Here is a 17,121-nt window from a genome sequence, read left to right on the forward strand (position 1 = left end):
TGGCAATGTTGCGCCATGGGGCGCGCCAAGCAGGTAGAATCGACACTTTGCCGTCGTGGAGCCAGACAATGAATGCCAGTGGAACTCTGTTTGTAGTCGCCACGCCGATAGGCAATCTGCAGGATATCAGCGCGCGCGCTGTGGAGGTGCTGCGCTCGGTGGCCTTGATTGCCGCAGAGGACACCCGTCACAGCGCGCGACTTCTGCGTGAGTACGGTATTGCTACTCCGTTGACAGCCTGTCACGACCACAATGAGCGCGAGCGCAGCCATTCGCTGGTACAGCGTTTGCTCGCAGGGGATGATCTGGCGCTGATTTCCGATGCGGGCACACCGCTTGTCTCGGACCCGGGCTTCCAGTTGGTGCGCCAGGCCCGTGAGGCCGGGGTGCGGGTTTCTCCGGTACCCGGCCCTTGCGCGCTGATTGCTGCGCTGAGTGCTGCCGGTCTGCCTTCGGACCGTTTTGCCTTCGAGGGCTTTCTGCCGGCACGCAGCAGTGGCCGGCGTCAGCGAATCGAAGCGCTGGCTGCCGAACCGCGCACCTGGATTATCTACGAAGCGCCGCATCGGCTGCTCGAGTGTCTGGCCGATCTGCGCGACCTGCTGGGCGGCGAGCGTCAGGTGGTGTTGGCGCGCGAGATCAGTAAAACGTTCGAGACCATCCGTGGATTGCCGCTGGCCGAGCTGCATGACTGGGTGCGCGATGACCCGGATCAGCAGCGTGGCGAATGTGTGTTGTTGGTCGAGGGTGCGCCGGTCGTGTCCGATGACAGCGAGCTCGACAGTCAAACCCTGCGTGTATTGACGGTATTGCTGGAGGAGTTGCCGGTCAAGCAGGCGGCGGCACTGGCGGCACGTATCACCGGCGTGAAGAAGAACCGCTTGTATCAGCAGGCATTGACGATGCAGGCGAGCGATTGACGTATCAGCTTCTGCGCTTGGCTGTAATTGGCCATCAGTCTCGCTGATAGGGCTTGCCGGAGGGCCTTTCAGCAGATAGTCTTGCCGCTGGAGTTGGCCGGACAGTCGCTGTGCCGCGTGCGGCAGGGAGGAAAGTCCGGGCTCCGCAGGGCAGAGTGCCAGGTAACGCCTGGGAGGCGCGAGCCTACGGAAAGTGCAGCAGAGAGCAGACCGCCGATGGCCCCGCAAGGGGATCAGGTAAGGGTGAAAGGGTGCGGTAAGAGCGCACCGCGCGACTGGCAACAGTTCGTGGCACGGCAAACCCCACTCGGAGCAAGACCAAATAGGAACCCATTGGCGTGGCCCGCGCTGGGTTCGGGTAGGTTGCTAGAGGCTGTCAGTGATGGCAGTCGTAGAGGAATGACTGTCCTCGACAGAACCCGGCTTACAGGCCAACTCCATTTTTTTTCGGCAATGACTCCCTGTGGTTGCCTGCTTGATTCCCCTCTTTTTTAGAGCAAAAAAATCTTACTCTTAACACTTCACTTTAAGTTGTAAGTGCATCCCTCTCTATTGATTGATGTTTTGTTGTCAATTCTCTGTCGTTTTCTCCCTGATTCAAGCTAACTCTCTGGCCTGCAAGGGTTTTTCTGTTCTCTGGCAGCTTGACGCTGTGCCTGCGTGATTTCTATAGTGTGCCGTGGTGGTGGAAAGTGGAACAAAGTGGGATTTTTTGGCAGGGATAGTCCAATAACGAGGGTCAGCAGGTGTTTCGGGGAGCCAACGGAATCAGTCTGGATGCCAAGGGGCGGCTTGCCATGCCGGCGCGTTATCGCGACCAGCTGGTAGAGCAGTGCGCCGGCCAGCTGATGGCTACCATCGGCATCGAGGACCGCTGCCTGTGGATCTACCCGCTGCCCGAATGGCATGCCATTGAAGAAAAGCTCAAATTGGTTCCCAACATGCATCCGGCGCAGAAGGCGCTGAATCGCTTGCTGATCGGTAATGCCAGCGAGATCGAGCTGGACGGCAATGGCCGCTTTGTCGTGCCGCCACGCCTGCGTGAATACGCCAATCTGGACAAGAAAGTCATGCTTGTTGGCCAGTTGACCAAGTTCGAGCTGTGGAGCGAGGACGCCTGGGAAGCTACCACCAATGCCTATCTGGAGCAGATTCAGGGCGGCGAGCTGCCACCTGAACTGCACAACTTGAGTCTGTGACCATGCAAGTCGAATTGACACATACCAGCGTTTTGCTGGACGAGGCCGTCGAAGGACTGGCCGTGCGTCCTGACGGCCTGTATGTGGACGGCACCTTTGGCAGGGGCGGACACAGCCGGGCGGTACTCGAGAGGCTGGGCCCGGGGGGGCGGCTGATCGGCTTCGACAAGGACCCTCAGGCCATTGCCGAAGGTTCCAGGTTGGCGGCCGAAGACGGCCGCTTTGTCGTTGTGCAGCGGTCGTTTGCGGAGATGGCCGATGAGCTGCGTCTGCGTGAGCTGGCCGGCAAGGTGGATGGCATCCTGCTGGATCTGGGCGTGTCCTCCCCGCAGCTGGATGACGCCGGGCGCGGTTTCAGTTTTATGCAGGACGGGCCGCTGGATATGCGCATGGATCCGGATCGTGGCCAGAGTGCTGCCGAATGGATCAACAGTGCCGGTGAAAGCGAGATTGCCGACGTGCTCTACACCTACGGTGAGGAACGATTCTCCCGGCGCATGGCGCGAGCGATTGTCGAGCGCCGGGAGCAGCAGCCGTTCACCCGTACCGCTGATCTGGCCGACGTTATCAAACAGGCCAATCCGGCCTGGGAAAAGCACAAGCATCCGGCTACCCGTGCCTTCCAGGGTATCCGCATTTATATCAACCGTGAGCTTGAAGATCTGGCGGCAGGTCTTGAGGCGGCGGTGGCGATGTTGTCACCGGGCGGGCGTCTGGCAGTGATCAGCTTTCACTCGCTGGAAGATCGCATGGTCAAGCAGTTCATGCGTCGCGAAGCCAAGGGCGCACCGGTGCCGCGGGATCTGCCGATCCGTCAGGACCAGATTGCCACGCGTCTGAAGCTGATTGGCAAGGCCATCAAGCCCTCGGCAACCGAGCTGACAGCCAATCCGCGTGCCCGCAGTGCGGTGCTGCGTGTGGCGGAGCGTCACTTATGAGCGCCGCAGCCAACCGTGGACTGCCCAAGGGCAGCGGCCTGTTGCTGCTGGCCTGGCTTCTGGTGATCGTCTCGGCACTGGCAGTGACCTACAGCACCCATTGGAGTCGTGAGCTGTTGAACCAGTTGGCCGCTGACATGACCCAGCGGGAAAAACACCATGCTGAATGGGGGCGTCTGGTGCTGGAGCAAAGCACCTGGACCGCACACAACAGGGTCGAAACGCTGGCCGGCCGTGAGCTGGGCATGCGTGTACCGCGCCCTGACGAAGTGATTCTGGTGAAGCCATGATGCGTATTCCGTCAAACGGCAGCCAATATCCCTGGCGCTTCCGGGTAGTGGTCGGAATGCTCGGGATCATGTGCGTGGCGATTGTTGCGCGCATTGTTGACTTGCACCTGCTTGACGAAGGCTTCCTGAAAAATCAGGGCGACAAGCGCAGCGTTCGCCATACCGTCATCCCTGCCCACCGCGGCCAGATTCTTGACCGTAATGGTGCGCCCCTGGCAGTCAGTACACCGGTTACCACCTTGTGGGCCAACCCGCGTCAGCTCAATGAGCACCCCCAGCGTTTTGCTGAACTGGCCACGGCCCTTGGCATCAGTCTGCCGGTATTACGCGAGCGCCTTGAGGCCAATGCCAGTCGGGAATTTATCTATTTGCGGCGGCACATGACGCCCGAAGACGGCGAGACCGTCATCCAGTTGCGGGTGCCTGGCGTATACAGCATTGAAGAGCAGCGGCGTTTTTATCCTGCCGGCGAGGTGTCTGCCCATGTGGTTGGGTTTACCAATGTCGACGAACAGGGGCAGGAAGGCCTGGAGCTGACTTACAACGATTGGCTCAAGGGTGTACCCGGCCGCCGTCAGGTGCTGCAGGATCGCCGCGGCCGGCTGATCAAGGATGTGCAGGTGGTCAGCAATGCCCGGCCTGGAAACGATCTGATGCTGTCGATCGATCTGCGCTTGCAGTATCTGGCGCACCGCGAGTTGCGCAAGGCACTGGATGAGTTTGGTGCACGTGCCGGCTCACTGGTGCTGGTGGATGTGCGTACCGGTGAAATTCTCGCCATGTCCAATCAGCCCAGTTACAACCCGAACAATCGTACCAACCTGCGCCCGGAGGCCATGCGTAACCGTGCGCTGATTGATGTGTTCGAACCGGGCTCGCCGATCAAGACCTTTACCGTGGGTGTTGGTCTGATGTCCGGCCGCTATCAGCCCAATACCATGATGGATACCCGTCCCGGCCGCATGCGGGTGGCGACCATGACCGTCAGTGACGTACGCAACTACGGTGTGCTCGACCTGACCGGGGTGATGATGAAATCGAGCAATATCGGTGTGGCCAAGATTGCCCTGGATGTGGGTGCCGAACCTTTGCGGGAAATGCTTGCCCAGCTTGGCTTGGGCGAGTTCAGCGGACTTGGTTTCCCCGGCGAGAGCGTTGGCAACCTGCCCAACCATCGCCGCTGGCGTCCGGTTGAAACGGCCACGCTGTCCTACGGCTACGGTTTGTCGGTGACCGCCACACAGCTTGCCCAGGCCTATGCCGCGCTTGGCAACCAGGGTCGCAAGGTGCCGCTGTCTCTGCTGAAGGTCGACCGGCCAGCCACAGGCGAGCAGGTGATTCCGCCCCAGGTCAATCAGCAGCTTCTGGATATGCTGCGTGCCGCCGTGGATGGTGAAGGGGGTACCGGTGGTCGTGCCCGGGTACCCGGTTACCAGATCGGCGGCAAGACCGGCACTGTACACAAGACCGACGCCAGTGGCGGATACGCGCGGGATCGTTACCGCTCGGTATTTGCCGGTGTGGCGCCGATCAGCAATCCGCGGTTTGCCGCGGTGGTGGTCATTGATGAGCCAACCAAGGGCGGCTATTACGGCGGACTGGTGGCTGCACCGGTGTTTGGTCAGGTAATGGCGGGTGCGCTACGCCTGATGAATGTGGTGCCGGATGATCTGCCGCCACTGCAACAGGTTGAATTGCCGCTGCCGGCCAAGGGGGTGCGCGGATGACCAGCCTGCGCCAGTTGTTCCCTGAATGGAGTGGTGTCGACCAGTCACTGGACGGCCTGACGCTGGACAGCCGCGCCGTGCAACCGGGCTGGTTGTTCCTGGCGTTGCCGGGTGCCAGCAGTGATGGTCGTCGGCATATCACCGAGGCGGTAGCCGCCGGTGCCCGAGCGGTGGCCTATGAGTCCGCTGATGGCTTTTGTTGTGATCCGGGTGTGCCAGCCGTTGCCGTGCCGGGCCTGCGCCGCCGGCTGTCGGCGCTTGCCGGATTGTTCCATGGCGAGCCGTCGCGCCAGCTTGGAGTGCTGGGTGTAACCGGCACCAACGGCAAGACCAGTGTCAGCCAGATGCTGGCCCAGGCCCTGCAACTGCTTGGCGAGCCGTGTGGCGTGATTGGCACCTTGGGCAGCGGCATGCCTGGCCAGTTGCAGTCGCACGGGATGACCACTCCGGACCCGATCGGCGTACAGCGCCAACTGGCTGAACTGCTGCAACAGGGCGCGCGCTGGGTCAGCATGGAGGTGTCTTCCCATGCGCTGGACCAGCAACGGGTGGCGGCGGTGCGGATGTGCGTGGCGCTGTTCACCAACCTGAGTCGCGACCATCTGGATTACCACGGCGATATGCACAGCTACGGCGAGGCCAAGGCGCGTCTGTTCACCGAGCAGCCAATCGAAGCGGCCGTGATCAATCTGGATGACGAATTCGGTGCCAGCCTGCCGGTACGCTGCCAGGTGCCGGTGATCGGCTATTCGCTGCAGCAGCCGCAGGCACAATTATTTGCCGACCAACTGGTTTTCGATTCCGATGGCATCCATGCACGGGTGCACTGGCAGGGTCGCAGTCATACCCTGCATAGCCCGCTGCTCGGGCGTTTCAACCTGTACAACCTGCTGGCGGTACTGGGTGGGCTGCTGGCCCTGCAGCGACCGATCGAACTGTGCCTGCCGTTGCTGGCGCAATTGCAGGCGCCGGCTGGGCGCATGCAGCGGCTGGGTGGTGATGGTCTGCCGCTGGTGGTGGTGGATTATGCGCATACGCCGGATGCCTTGCACAACGCGCTGGCGGCACTGCGCGCCCATACCCGCGGACGCCTGCTGTGTGTGTTCGGCTGTGGCGGTGACCGCGATCGCGGCAAGCGACCACTGATGGCGGAAGCTGCCGAGGCCGGCGCGGATGCCGTGCTGGTCACCAGCGACAACCCGCGCAGCGAGGCACCGCAGCAGATCATCGACGACATTCTTGTCGGCTTGCGCAAGCCGCAGCCGGTTGAAGCCGATCGTGGTCAGGCGATCCGCCAGGCCATTTTGCAGGCAGACGCCGCAGACGTGATTCTGCTGGCTGGCAAGGGGCATGAAGACTATCAGGAGATCGCCGGCGTGAAGTATCCGTTCAGCGATATCGAACAGGCACAGGCGGCACTGGCTGCACGGGGAGAAACGGCATGATCGAAGCCATGCGGCTGTCGCAACTGGAATCCGCACTGCCGGGCCGTCTGCAGGGCGCTGATGCGACCTTTGACAGTGTTGCCATAGACACCCGCTGCCTGCAGCCCGGCGCGCTGTTCGTCGCCCTGTCAGGCAGTCGTGTGGATGGGCATGACTTTGTTGGCGCCGCCCGTGAGGCTGGCGCCGTGGCAGCCATGGTCGAACATCCGGTGGATGACCCGCTGCCGCAATTGCTGGTGCACGATTGCGAGTACGCGCTGGGTCAGCTCGGCGCGCTGGCACGCAAGGCCTATGGCGGGCCGTTGGTAGCGATCACCGGCTCCAGCGGCAAGACCACCGTGAAGGAAATGCTCGCTGCGATTCTGGCCACGCGTGGTCCGGTACTGGCTACCCGTGGCAACCTCAATAATGAACTGGGTGTTCCCCTGACGCTGTTGTCACTGCAGCCGGAACACCAGTTCGCCGTGGTGGAAATGGGTGCCGCCCAGCTGGGTGATATTGCCCGCAGCATGGCGCTGGCCTATCCCGACCTGAGCATTCTTACCAATGCCGGTATGGCGCATGTAGGCCGTTTCGGTAGTCCGGAAAACATTGCCCGGGCCAAGGGCGAGATCATTACCGCGCTGCGCCGCGACGGTGACGTGGTGCTGAATCTGGACAGCCCCTGGTTTGAGACCTGGCACAAGACGCTGGGCGAGCGGCGCTGCCATGCCTTCAGCCTGCATAACCAGACCGCCGAGCTGCGTGCCGAGTCGGTTGAGCTGGATGCGCGTGGCTGTCCGGGTTTTTTGCTGGTGTCCGCACAGGGCTCGATCACCGTGCAGCTCAACCTGCTTGGCCGCCATAACATCGGTAATGCGCTGGCGGCGGCAGCGGCGGCACTGGCTCTGGGTTGTACGCTGGAGCAAGTCCGCCGTGGTCTGGCCAACCTGCAAGCGGTAGCCGGACGTGCCCAAGGGCTGGCCGGACGTGCCGGTTCGCTGGTGATTGATGACAGCTATAACGCCAATCCCGGATCGGTAGCGGCGGCCATTGAATTGCTCGCCGGCTTCGATGGCACGCGCATTCTGGTGCTGGGCGACATGGGTGAGCTGGGGCAGTGGGAGCAGGCGGCACACCGCGAGGTGGGTGAGCTGGCCCGTCAGCGCGGCCTGGATGGCCTGTATGCCTGTGGCCCGCTGGCCACCCTGGCGGCACAGGCGTTTGGCGACGGCGGGCACAGCTTTGCCAGCCGCGAGGCGCTGGCCGAGGCATTGCTGCAACGGCTGGATGGACGCACCCGGGTACTGGTGAAGGGCTCGCGCAGCGCCGGTATGGAGCAGGTTGTGGCACAACTCACCGATAACAACAAACACAAGGCGGATTGACATGCTGCTGTATCTGGCCCAGTACCTGCAACAGTTCCACACCGGGTTCTCGGTATTCCAGTACCTGACCCTGCGCGGCATTCTGGGCGTGTTGACCGCACTGGCGATGGCGCTGCTCCTGGGTCCCTGGATGATCCGCACCCTGCAGATCCGCCAGATCGGCCAATCGGTACGCAACGACGGCCCACAGTCGCACCTGTCGAAGAAGGGCACGCCGACCATGGGTGGTGCGCTGATTCTGGTGTCCATCGCCATCAGTACGCTGCTCTGGTCAGACCTGTCCAATCTTTACGTGTGGGTAGTGCTTGGCGTGACCTTGAGCTTCGGTGCGATTGGCTGGGTCGATGACTACCGTAAGGTGATTGAAAAGAACTCCCGTGGCCTGCCGTCGCGCTGGAAATACTTCTGGCAGTCGGTGTTCGGCCTGATTGCTGCGGTTGTGCTGTATATGACCGCCAAGACGCCGGTAGAAACCACCCTGATAGTGCCGTTCTTCAAGCAGCTGGAGTTCCAGCTGGGCATCCTGTTCGTGGTGCTGACCTACTTCGTGATCGTCGGTTCGAGCAATGCGGTCAACCTGACCGATGGTCTGGATGGTCTGGCGATCATGCCGACGGTAATGGTGGGGGCGGCGCTGGGAATTTTTGCCTACCTGTCGGGCAACATCCGTTTCGCCGAATACCTGCTGATCCCGCATGTGCCGGGTGCGGGTGAACTGATCATTTTCTGCGGTGCGCTGATCGGCGCCGGCCTGGGCTTTCTCTGGTTCAACACCTATCCGGCCCAGGTCTTTATGGGTGACGTCGGCGCGCTGGCGCTGGGCGCTGCGCTGGGCGTGATTGCGGTGATCGTGCGCCAGGAAATCGTGCTGTTCATCATGGGTGGCATCTTCGTGGTCGAGACCCTGTCGGTGATCGTACAGGTGGCCTCGTTCAAGTTGACTGGCCGGCGGGTGTTCCGCATGGCCCCGATCCACCACCATTTCGAACTCAAGGGCTGGCCCGAGCCAAGGGTGATCGTGCGCTTCTGGATCATTACCGTGATCCTGGTGCTGATCGGTTTGGCCAGTCTGAAGCTGCGTTGAGGAATTGCGAGTGTCACTGATCAGTACGGACAAGCGGCGGATCATCATCGGGCTGGGCAGCAGCGGGCTTTCGGTTGCCCGCTATCTGGCCGGCCGCGGGATGCCGTTTGCCGTCTGCGATACCCGCAGCGAGCCGCCGGGTCTGGCGCAGCTCAAGCGCTTTGCGCCGATGGCTGATATTTATCTGGGTGAGCTGGATCAGGTCTTGCTCTGTGCCGCCGATGAACTCATTGTCAGCCCCGGTATCGCCATCAGCTCCCCGGCGATTGCCGCCGCCCGTGCGGCTGGCGTGGCGGTGGTCGGGGATATCGAGCTGTTTGCCCGCGAGGCACAGGCGCCGATCGTCGCCATTACCGGCTCGAATGCCAAGAGCACCGTTACCACGCTGGTTGGCGAGATGGCCAAGATGGCTGGCAAGCGGGTGGCGGTGGGCGGCAACCTGGGTACGCCGGCGCTGGATCTGCTGGATCAGGATGCCGAGCTCTATGTGCTGGAAGTCTCCAGCTTCCAGTTGGAAACCACCGACTGCCTGAACGCCGAAGTGGCCACTGTGCTGAACATCAGTGAAGACCATATGGATCGTTATTCGGGTTTGCCAGCCTACCATCAGGCCAAGCACCGGATTTTCCGTGGGGCTCGCCAGGTGGTGGTAAATCGCGATGATCCGCTGTCGCGGCCGCTGGTGTCTGACCAGCTGCCATGCTGGACCTTCGGCCTGTCGCGTCCGGATCGGCACGGCTTCGGCTTGATCGAGCAGGACGGCGAGCGCTGGCTGGCCTACGAATTCAAGGCGTTGATGCCCGTGAGTGCGCTGAAAGTCCGCGGCGCACACAACCAGTCCAATGCGCTGGCCGCACTGGCGATAGGGCAGGCCGCCGGACTGCCGATGGACAGCATGCTCAATACCCTGCGTGGTTTTACCGGATTGCCGCATCGCTGCCAGTGGGTGCTCCGGCATGCCGGCGTCGACTTCTACGACGACTCCAAGGCGACCAATGTGGGTGCTGCGCTGGCTGCCATCGAGGGACTGGGGCAGGACATGACCGGCAAGTTGATCCTGATTGCCGGTGGTGACGGCAAGGGTGCCGACTTTGCGCCGCTGCGCGGCCCGGTTGCCGACTATTGCCGCGCGCTGGTGTTGATCGGGCGCGATGCCGCGCTGCTGGAGCAGGCGCTGTATGGCAGCGTACCCATGGTGCGCGTGGACAGCCTGGACGAAGCTGTGCTGCAGGCGGCCGCCCGTGCGCGCTCTGGCGATGCGGTGCTGCTGTCGCCGGCCTGTGCCAGCCTGGATATGTTCCGCAATTTCGAGGAACGCGGTCAGGTGTTCGCTGCCGCCGTACGGAGATTGCCCACATGAGTGCCCTGATTCTCGACAATCTTGCTCAGGTGCTGCAGCCGATACGCGGAGAGCGCCGGTTTGCTTTCGATATGCCGCTGCTGGTGACTGCCTGTGCGTTGTTGGGACTGGGGCTGGTAATGGTCAGTTCGGCTTCCATGGAGGTCGCCGCCGGCCAGCTGGGTAATCCCTTCTATTACATGATCCGCCAGATGATCTACCTGGTGATTGCAGTGGTTGCGCTGTTCTGTGCGCTCTGTGTGCCGATGTGGGTGTGGGAACGCTCGCGCTTTCTGCTGTTGTCGCTGGGCGTGATACTGCTGGTGGCAGTGCTGGTGCCGGGTATCGGTCGTGAAGTCAATGGCAGCTGGCGCTGGATTGCCCTGGGGCCGATCAATATCCAGCCTTCGGAGTTGGCCAAGCTGTTTGCCGTGGTGTTTCTGGCCGGTTATCTGGTGCATCGCCAGACCGAGGTTCAGGAGCACTGGCTGGGCTTCGTCAAGCCGTTCATGGTGCTGGGCCCGATGGCCGTACTGCTGATGCTGGAGCCGGACTTCGGTGCCACCGTGGTGCTGTTGGGTGCTGCTGTGGCCATGCTGTTTCTGGGGGGAGTCGGACTGGTACGCTTTACCCTGTTGTTTGCCGGACTGGCCGCCTGTGCCGTGGCACTGGTTCTGTACGAACCCTACCGGTTGCAGCGGCTGACCAGTTTTTCCAACCCCTGGGAAGATCCCTTCGGTACCGGTTACCAGCTCAGCCAGGCGCTGATCGCTTTTGGCCGCGGTGAATGGTTTGGCGTAGGCCTGGGTAACAGCATCCAGAAGCAGTTCTATCTGCCCGAGGCACATACCGACTTTGTGTTTGCGGTGATTGCCGAGGAGCTGGGCATGATTGGTGCCCTGCTGGCCTTTGCCCTGTTGATTCATCTGGCCCTGCGCAGCCTGTATATCGGCCTGTGGGCAGAGCGCGCGGGAAGACTGTTTGCTGCCTATCTGGCCTATGGCATCGCCATCATGTGGTGCGGCCAGATCATCATCAACGTCGGTGTGAATGTCGGCCTGCTGCCGACCAAGGGGCTGACCCTGCCATTTCTCAGCTACGGCGGCAGCTCACTGGTGGTCTGCTGCATCAGCCTGGGCATCCTTCTGAGGATTGACTGGGAACGGCGACAGGCGGAACAGGGAGGTGGCGCATGAGCGCGCGCATTCTGGTAATGGCCGGTGGTACCGGCGGACACGTGTTTCCGGCACTGGCCTGCGCCCTGCAACTGCAACAGCAGGGCTACGAGGTGCACTGGCTGGGTACGCGGCGCGGCATCGAAGCCGATCTGGTGCCTCAGGCCGGTTTGCCGATCCATTTCATCGATATCCAGGGTATCCGTGGCAAGGGCATGCTGGATCTGCTGAAGGCGCCTGTACGCATTATCCGTGCACTGCTGCAGTCGCTGCGATTGCTGCGCCAGCTGCAGCCGGTCTGTGTGCTGGGTGCCGGCGGCTATGTCACCGGCCCTGGCGGTCTGGCCGCCTGGCTCAAGCGTATTCCGCTGGTGATCCACGAACAGAACGCCGTGGCCGGCACCAGCAACCGGCTGCTGGCGCGTCTTGCCGCCCGCCGTTGCGAAGGTTTTCCTGGCACTTTTGCCGACTCCGAGCGGCGTCGCAGTACCGGTAATCCGGTGCGCCAGGAGATTTTCTCGGTCAAGCCGCAAGCCTGGGATGGCCAGCGCCGCCCGCGCTTGCTGGTACTGGGCGGTAGTCTGGGCGCCATGCCGCTCAATCGCTTGCTGCCACAATCGCTGGCCCTGCTGCCGACGACCCTGCGACCCGAGGTGGTTCACCAGTGTGGCAAGCAGCACGTCGAGGCGACCCGCGAGCTGTATGCCGATGCCGGCGTACAGGCTTTTGTCGAGCCCTTTGTCAGCGACATGGCCGGTGCCTACCAGTGGGCAGACCTTGTGGTTTGTCGTGCCGGCGCACTGACGGTCAGCGAACTGGCGGCAGCCGGTCGTACCGCGCTACTGATTCCACTGCCGCATGCGATTGATGACCACCAGACTGCCAACGCTCGCCATCTGGCCTCGCACGGTGCTGCCGAACTGCTGCCGCAACGCGGCCTGACCGCTGAAGACCTGGCGCGGCGCCTGGAATTCCTGTTTACCCATCCGGAGACACTTAAGCAGATGTCCGACCAAGCCCGCCTGCTGGCCTCGCCGACCGCCACCACCGACGTGGTGCGCGCCTGTCTGGAGGTGGCCCGTGATCACTAAGCGCCCGCAGGCAACCTTTACCCTGCCGGAGATGCGGCGGATTCGCCGTATCCACTTCGTCGGCATCGGTGGTGCAGGCATGTGCGGCATTGCCGAAGTACTGATGAACCTCGGCTACCAGGTATCCGGTTCCGACCTCAAGCGCTCGGCGGTTACCCAGCGGCTGGAAAGCTTCGGTGCGCGGATCGATATTGGTCACCGTGCCGAGAACCTGGCCGAGGCGGATGTGCTGGTCGTGTCCAGCGCCATCAACCCGAGTAACCCGGAAGTGGCTGCAGCTATCGACAAGCGCATTCCGGTGGTGCCGCGTGCCGAAATGCTGGCCGAACTGATGCGCTACCGGCATGGCATTGCCGTAGCCGGCACCCATGGCAAGACTACCACCACCAGCCTGATGGCCTCGATTCTGGCCGCCGAGGGCCTGAGCCCGACCTTCGTGATCGGCGGCAAGCTGACCAGCGCCGGCACCAATGCCCAGCTGGGCGAAAGCCGCTATCTGGTCGCCGAGGCGGACGAGAGCGATGCCTCCTTCCTGCACCTGCAGCCGATGGTCTCGATTGTCACCAATATCGATGCCGACCACATGGCGACCTATGGCGGTGACTTCAACAAGCTCAAGCGCACCTTTGTCGAGTTTTTGCACAACCTGCCGTTCTACGGTCTGGCAGTGCTGTGCATCGACGACCCGGTGGTGCGCGAGATACTGCCGCAGGTGAATCGCCAGGTGATCACCTACGGGCGCTCGGATGATGCCGATGTGCGTGCCGTGGATATCGAGCAGCACGGCATGCAGACTCATTTCACCGTACTGCGTGAAGGTCGCGAGCCGCTGCGCGCCTTCGTCAACATGCCGGGTGAGCACATGGTGTTGAACGCCCTGGCAACGATTGCCGTGGCCACCGACGAGCTGATCAGCGATGCGGCCATTATCGAAGGCCTGACCACCTTCCAGGGCGTTGGCCGGCGCTTCCAGGTTCACGGACATTTCCCCGTGGGCGAGGGCGAAGTGATGCTGGTCGACGACTACGGCCATCATCCGCGTGAAGTGGCGGCAGTCATCAAGGCCGTGCGCGCCGGCTGGCCGGGCAAGCGTCTGGTGATGATCTACCAGCCACACCGTTACAGCCGTACCCGCGATCTCTACGAGGATTTCGTGCAGGTACTCGATGAAGCCAATGCGCTGCTGTTGATGGAGGTCTATCCGGCTGGCGAGGAACCCATTCCCGGTGCGGACAGCAAGCAGCTGTGCCGCAGCATTCGCCAGCGCGGCAAGCTGGATCCGATCTACGTCGAGCGCGATGCCGACATGCTGCCACTGTTGCGTGCGGTATTGCAGCCCGGCGACATCCTGCTGGCACAGGGGGCCGGTGATATTGGCGCGCTGGCCGTCCAGCTGGCCGAAGCGCTGGCCCAGGGCAAACTGAACGAAGGGGAGAGTGTGTGATGGTTGCGGCAGCGTCCTTCGGGCGTGTGGCAGTGCTGTACGGTGGCCGTTCCGCAGAACGCGAGGTGTCACTGAAGTCCGGTCGTGCGGTGCTTGAAGCCCTGCAGGGTGCCGGGGTGAACGCTTTTGGTATCGATGCCGGTGAAGATCTGGCGCAGCGTCTGCTGAGCGAAAAGCCCGATCACGTATTTATCGCATTGCACGGTCGCGGTGGCGAGGATGGCAGCCTGCAGGGGCTGCTGGAAAGCCTGCAACTGCCCTATACCGGCAGCAGCGTGATGGCTTCGGCGTTGGGCATGGACAAGCTGCGTACCAAACTCCTCTGGCGTGGCGTGGGACTGCCGACCCCGGCCTGGGCGGTACTGGAGGAATCTTCCGACTGCCAGGCGATTATCGACCAACTCGGACTGCCGCTGATCGTCAAGCCGATCCACGAAGGTTCAAGCATCGGCATGGCCCGGGTGGAGACTCTGGAGCAGTTGCGTGAAGCCTGGGACAACGCCCGCCGGTATGACAGTCAGGTGCTGGTCGAGCAGTGGATTACTGGCGCCGAGTTTACCGTGGCAATCCTGGACGGACGCGCCCTGCCGGCGATCCGCCTGCAGACCAGTCACAGCTTTTACGATTACGACGCCAAGTATCTGGCCAATGACACCCGTTACCTGTGCCCCTGCGGCCTGGATGCCGAACGTGAGGCGGAGCTGGCACAGCTGTGCCTGGCGGCCTTCGAGGCGGTCGGTTGCCGTGGCTGGGGCCGGGTAGATGTGATGCAGGACGCTCAGGGCAATTTCCAGCTGCTGGAAGTCAATACCGTACCCGGCATGACTGATCACAGCCTGGTACCCATGGCGGCTCGCGCCGCCGGAATGGATTTTACCCAACTGGTACTGGCCATTCTGGCCGGTGCCCACCGCTGAGGCACAGACAATGATCGGGCCGATGGTCAAGGGCATGCAGGGCGGGGCGGGGCGGCGCAAGCCGGCCAGCCGTGGCGCTGTGCGTGTTGCACCGCCGGCTCCGCGCAAGCCGCTGAGCCAGCGCTTGCGGTTCAGCCTGCCATCGCCGCAGCCGTTGCTGAAGCGTTCGCGGGAGCTGCTGTGGCCGCTGCTGCTGGTATTGCTGGGGGTTGGTCTGTATGAGCTGGGCACCCGTTTGTGGCCGCTGGCCGACCGGCCGGTAGCACTGATCAGCGTGCAGGGCGAGTTGCAGTATATCGACCGTAACGCCATGCAAGGGGTGATTCAGCCGTATCTGGACAGTCGCTTTCTGACACTGGATCTACATGCCCTGCAACGGGATCTGGCGCAGATGCCCTGGGTTGCCAGCGTGTCCCTGCAACGGGTGTGGCCTGACCAGCTGGTGATCCGTATTGACGAGCACCTGCCGGTGGCCCGCTGGGGCGATACAGCGCTGCTGAACAATGCCGGGCGTACCTTCACTCCCGGTGACATCAGCGAATTTGCCGACCTGCCACGGCTGGACGGCCCGCAGCGCAACAAGCGCAAGGTGATGCAGCAGTACCAGGAGCTTAACCGCATGCTGCGCAGCCACGGTCACAGCATCGCCGCGCTGGAATTGCGCGAGCGGGGCAGCTGGTTCCTGACCACCCAGGACGGCATCCAGATGCTGTTCGGGCGCGATCAGCTGGTCGACAAGCTGCAACGATTTCTGACTATCGACCAGCATTTGCTGGCCGACCGACGTGAACTTATCGCGCAGGTGGACCTGCGCTACAGCAACGGCATGGCGGTGACCTGGCGCACCCCGGCCGATGCCGGAAACCAAGCGGAGTAGTGGCAACCATGGCAAGCAAGCAGGGCAGCAAGATGATCGTCGGACTGGACATCGGCACTTCCAAGGTGGTGGCGCTGGTGGCCGAGGTTGGTGCCGACGGTCAACTGGAGATCGCCGGAATCGGCTCGCACCCCTCGCGTGGCATCAAGAAGGGCGTGGTGGTGAATATCGAGTCCACCGTGCAGTCGATCCAGCGTGCCATCGAGGAGGCCGAACTGATGGCTGGCTGCCAGATTCACTCGGTATATGCCGGGATAGCCGGTAACCACATACGCAGCCTGAACTCCCACGGCATAGTCGCCATCCGTGACCGTGAAGTGGTGCAGGCGGATATCGAGCGGGTACTGGATGCCGGGCAGGCGGTGGCGATTCCGGCAGACCAGAAGGTGCTGCACATTCTGCCGCAGGAATATGTGATCGATAACCAGGAAGGCGTGCGTGAACCGCTGGGCATGTCCGGCGTTCGCCTGGAGGCCAAGGTACATCTGGTGACCTGTGCGCTGAACGCAGTGCAGAACGTGGAGAAGTGCATCCGCCGCTGTGGTCTGGAAGTGGACGACATCATTCTCGAACAGCTGGCATCCAGTCATGCCGTGCTGACCGAGGACGAGAAGGAACTGGGCGTGTGTCTGGTCGATATCGGCGGAGGTACTACGGATATCGCCATCTTTACCGAAGGCGCAATCCGGCATACCGCGGTGATCCCGATTGCCGGCGACCAGGTCACCAACGACATCGCCATGGCACTGCGTACGCCGACCCAGTACGCCGAAGAAATCAAGATCCGCTACGCCTGTGCGCTGGCGAAGCTGGCCGGTCCCGAAGAAACCATCAAGGTGCCGAGTGTTGGCGAGCGGCCGCCGCGTGATCTGTCGCGTCAGGCATTGGCCGAGGTGGTCGAGCCGCGTTACGACGAGTTGTTCACCCTGATCCAGGCAGAACTGCGTCGTTCCGGTTACGAGGACATGATCCCCGCCGGCATAGTGCTGACCGGCGGCACCGCCAAGATGGAAGGTGCGGTAGAGCTGGCCGAAGAGATTTTCCACATGCCGGTACGCCTGGGCTACCCGCATGAGGTCAAGGGGCTGACTGATGTGGTGCGCAACCCGATCTACGCCACCGGCGTAGGGCTGTTGATGTATGGCGCACGGCATCAGGGCAATTCAGGCGGCCTGACCCCCGAGGGGCCGCGTGAACCATTGCTGCAGCGGGTGCGGCGCTGGTTCAAGGGCAATTTCTGAAGCAGGACCGAAAGGTCTGAATGTAAAAACAACGAAACAACGAAACAACGAAACGAGTGCAACTCAA

Annotated in this window: 15 protein-coding genes and 1 other RNA gene; all 16 read left to right on the plus strand. The window is 62.3% G+C overall.

The features are described from left to right. Positions 1–68 precede the first annotated feature (68 nt). The 16 genes from rsmI (at position 69) to ftsA (ending at position 17,054) form a co-directional block, all read left to right on the plus strand. Complete coding sequence (rsmI, locus tag BMZ23_RS07555; protein ID WP_093474926.1) at positions 69–920, plus strand: 16S rRNA (cytidine(1402)-2'-O)-methyltransferase; 852 nt, start codon at positions 69–71, stop codon at positions 918–920. A gap of 89 nt (positions 921–1,009) precedes the next feature. Beyond that, positions 1,010–1,363: RNase P RNA component class A (gene rnpB, locus BMZ23_RS07560), an RNA gene on the plus strand. Positions 1,364–1,666: 303 nt separating this feature from the next. After that, entirely contained in the window at positions 1,667–2,119 is a 453-nt protein-coding gene (gene mraZ, locus BMZ23_RS07565; RefSeq protein WP_093474929.1) for a division/cell wall cluster transcriptional repressor MraZ, read from the plus strand. Beyond that, complete coding sequence (gene rsmH, locus BMZ23_RS07570) at positions 2,116–3,057, plus strand: 16S rRNA (cytosine(1402)-N(4))-methyltransferase RsmH (protein ID WP_425431671.1); 942 nt, start codon at positions 2,116–2,118, stop codon at positions 3,055–3,057. Before mraZ ends, rsmH begins: the two co-directional genes overlap by 4 nt. After that, positions 3,054–3,347 carry a cell division protein FtsL gene (gene ftsL / locus BMZ23_RS07575; RefSeq protein WP_093474935.1) on the plus strand — a complete coding sequence of 98 codons (294 nt, stop codon included), beginning with the start codon at positions 3,054–3,056 and terminating at the stop codon, positions 3,345–3,347. Before rsmH ends, ftsL begins: the two co-directional genes overlap by 4 nt. Next, entirely contained in the window at positions 3,347–5,074 is a 1,728-nt protein-coding gene (locus tag BMZ23_RS07580) for a peptidoglycan D,D-transpeptidase FtsI family protein (protein WP_425431672.1), read from the plus strand. The genes ftsL and BMZ23_RS07580 overlap by 1 nt, the downstream gene beginning before the upstream one ends. Then, positions 5,071–6,519, plus strand: coding sequence for a UDP-N-acetylmuramoyl-L-alanyl-D-glutamate--2,6-diaminopimelate ligase (locus BMZ23_RS07585; protein WP_093474940.1), 1,449 nt, complete (start codon positions 5,071–5,073; stop codon positions 6,517–6,519). Before BMZ23_RS07580 ends, BMZ23_RS07585 begins: the two co-directional genes overlap by 4 nt. After that, a complete protein-coding gene (locus BMZ23_RS07590) occupies positions 6,516–7,886 on the plus strand; it encodes a UDP-N-acetylmuramoyl-tripeptide--D-alanyl-D-alanine ligase (protein ID WP_093474943.1) in 1,371 nt (456 codons plus the stop codon). Before BMZ23_RS07585 ends, BMZ23_RS07590 begins: the two co-directional genes overlap by 4 nt. A 1-nt stretch (position 7,887) precedes the next feature. Further along, positions 7,888–8,970 (plus strand): phospho-N-acetylmuramoyl-pentapeptide-transferase, encoded by a 1,083-nt coding sequence (mraY, locus tag BMZ23_RS07595; RefSeq protein ID WP_093474946.1) that lies wholly within the window; start codon positions 7,888–7,890, stop codon positions 8,968–8,970. Positions 8,971–8,980: 10 nt separating this feature from the next. Next, positions 8,981–10,330, plus strand: a complete 1,350-nt coding sequence (gene murD / locus BMZ23_RS07600; RefSeq protein ID WP_093474949.1) for a UDP-N-acetylmuramoyl-L-alanine--D-glutamate ligase — start codon at positions 8,981–8,983, stop codon at positions 10,328–10,330. 5 nt (positions 10,331–10,335) lie between these two features. Beyond that, the gene (ftsW, locus tag BMZ23_RS07605) at positions 10,336–11,505 is read left to right on the plus strand and encodes a putative lipid II flippase FtsW (RefSeq protein ID WP_425431673.1); all 1,170 of its coding nucleotides are present in this window, start codon (positions 10,336–10,338) and stop codon (positions 11,503–11,505) included. Further along, positions 11,502–12,575: an undecaprenyldiphospho-muramoylpentapeptide beta-N-acetylglucosaminyltransferase gene (gene murG / locus BMZ23_RS07610; RefSeq protein ID WP_093474955.1), complete on the plus strand. Its 1,074-nt coding sequence runs from the start codon at positions 11,502–11,504 to the stop codon at positions 12,573–12,575. Before ftsW ends, murG begins: the two co-directional genes overlap by 4 nt. A gap of 31 nt (positions 12,576–12,606) precedes the next feature. After that, positions 12,607–14,019, plus strand: coding sequence for a UDP-N-acetylmuramate--L-alanine ligase (murC, locus tag BMZ23_RS07615; RefSeq protein WP_093475165.1), 1,413 nt, complete (start codon positions 12,607–12,609; stop codon positions 14,017–14,019). Beyond that, on the plus strand, positions 14,019–14,936 hold the full coding sequence (locus BMZ23_RS07620) for a D-alanine--D-alanine ligase (protein ID WP_093474958.1): 918 nt from the start codon (positions 14,019–14,021) through the stop codon (positions 14,934–14,936). Before murC ends, BMZ23_RS07620 begins: the two co-directional genes overlap by 1 nt. Positions 14,937–14,946: 10 nt before the next feature. Beyond that, positions 14,947–15,813, plus strand: a complete 867-nt coding sequence (locus BMZ23_RS07625; RefSeq protein ID WP_093474961.1) for a cell division protein FtsQ/DivIB — start codon at positions 14,947–14,949, stop codon at positions 15,811–15,813. A gap of 8 nt (positions 15,814–15,821) precedes the next feature. Further along, on the plus strand, positions 15,822–17,054 hold the full coding sequence (ftsA, locus tag BMZ23_RS07630) for a cell division protein FtsA (protein WP_093474964.1): 1,233 nt from the start codon (positions 15,822–15,824) through the stop codon (positions 17,052–17,054). The last annotated feature ends 67 nt before the right edge of the window (positions 17,055–17,121 follow it).

The sequence above is a fragment of the Halopseudomonas yangmingensis genome, from assembly GCF_900114825.1.
GTDB lineage: Bacteria > Pseudomonadota > Gammaproteobacteria > Pseudomonadales > Pseudomonadaceae > Halopseudomonas > Halopseudomonas yangmingensis.

Bases quoted from the DNA above. Each gene is read 5' to 3' on its own strand.
- murC (WP_093475165.1), top strand. From the start codon at position 12,607: ATGCGGCGGATTCGCCGTATCCACTTCGTCGGCATCGGTGGTGCAGGC.
- BMZ23_RS07580 (WP_425431672.1), top strand. From the start codon at position 3,347: ATGCGTATTCCGTCAAACGGCAGCCAATATCCCTGGCGCTTCCGGGTA.
- ftsL (WP_093474935.1), top strand. From the start codon at position 3,054: ATGAGCGCCGCAGCCAACCGTGGACTGCCCAAGGGCAGCGGCCTGTTG.
- BMZ23_RS07590 (WP_093474943.1), top strand. From the start codon at position 6,516: ATGATCGAAGCCATGCGGCTGTCGCAACTGGAATCCGCACTGCCGGGC.
- mraY (WP_093474946.1), top strand. From the start codon at position 7,888: ATGCTGCTGTATCTGGCCCAGTACCTGCAACAGTTCCACACCGGGTTC.
- BMZ23_RS07625 (WP_093474961.1), top strand. From the start codon at position 14,947: ATGATCGGGCCGATGGTCAAGGGCATGCAGGGCGGGGCGGGGCGGCGC.
- rsmI (WP_093474926.1), top strand. From the start codon at position 69: ATGAATGCCAGTGGAACTCTGTTTGTAGTCGCCACGCCGATAGGCAAT.
- BMZ23_RS07585 (WP_093474940.1), top strand. From the start codon at position 5,071: ATGACCAGCCTGCGCCAGTTGTTCCCTGAATGGAGTGGTGTCGACCAG.
- BMZ23_RS07620 (WP_093474958.1), top strand. From the start codon at position 14,019: ATGGTTGCGGCAGCGTCCTTCGGGCGTGTGGCAGTGCTGTACGGTGGC.
- ftsA (WP_093474964.1), top strand. From the start codon at position 15,822: ATGGCAAGCAAGCAGGGCAGCAAGATGATCGTCGGACTGGACATCGGC.
- murG (WP_093474955.1), top strand. From the start codon at position 11,502: ATGAGCGCGCGCATTCTGGTAATGGCCGGTGGTACCGGCGGACACGTG.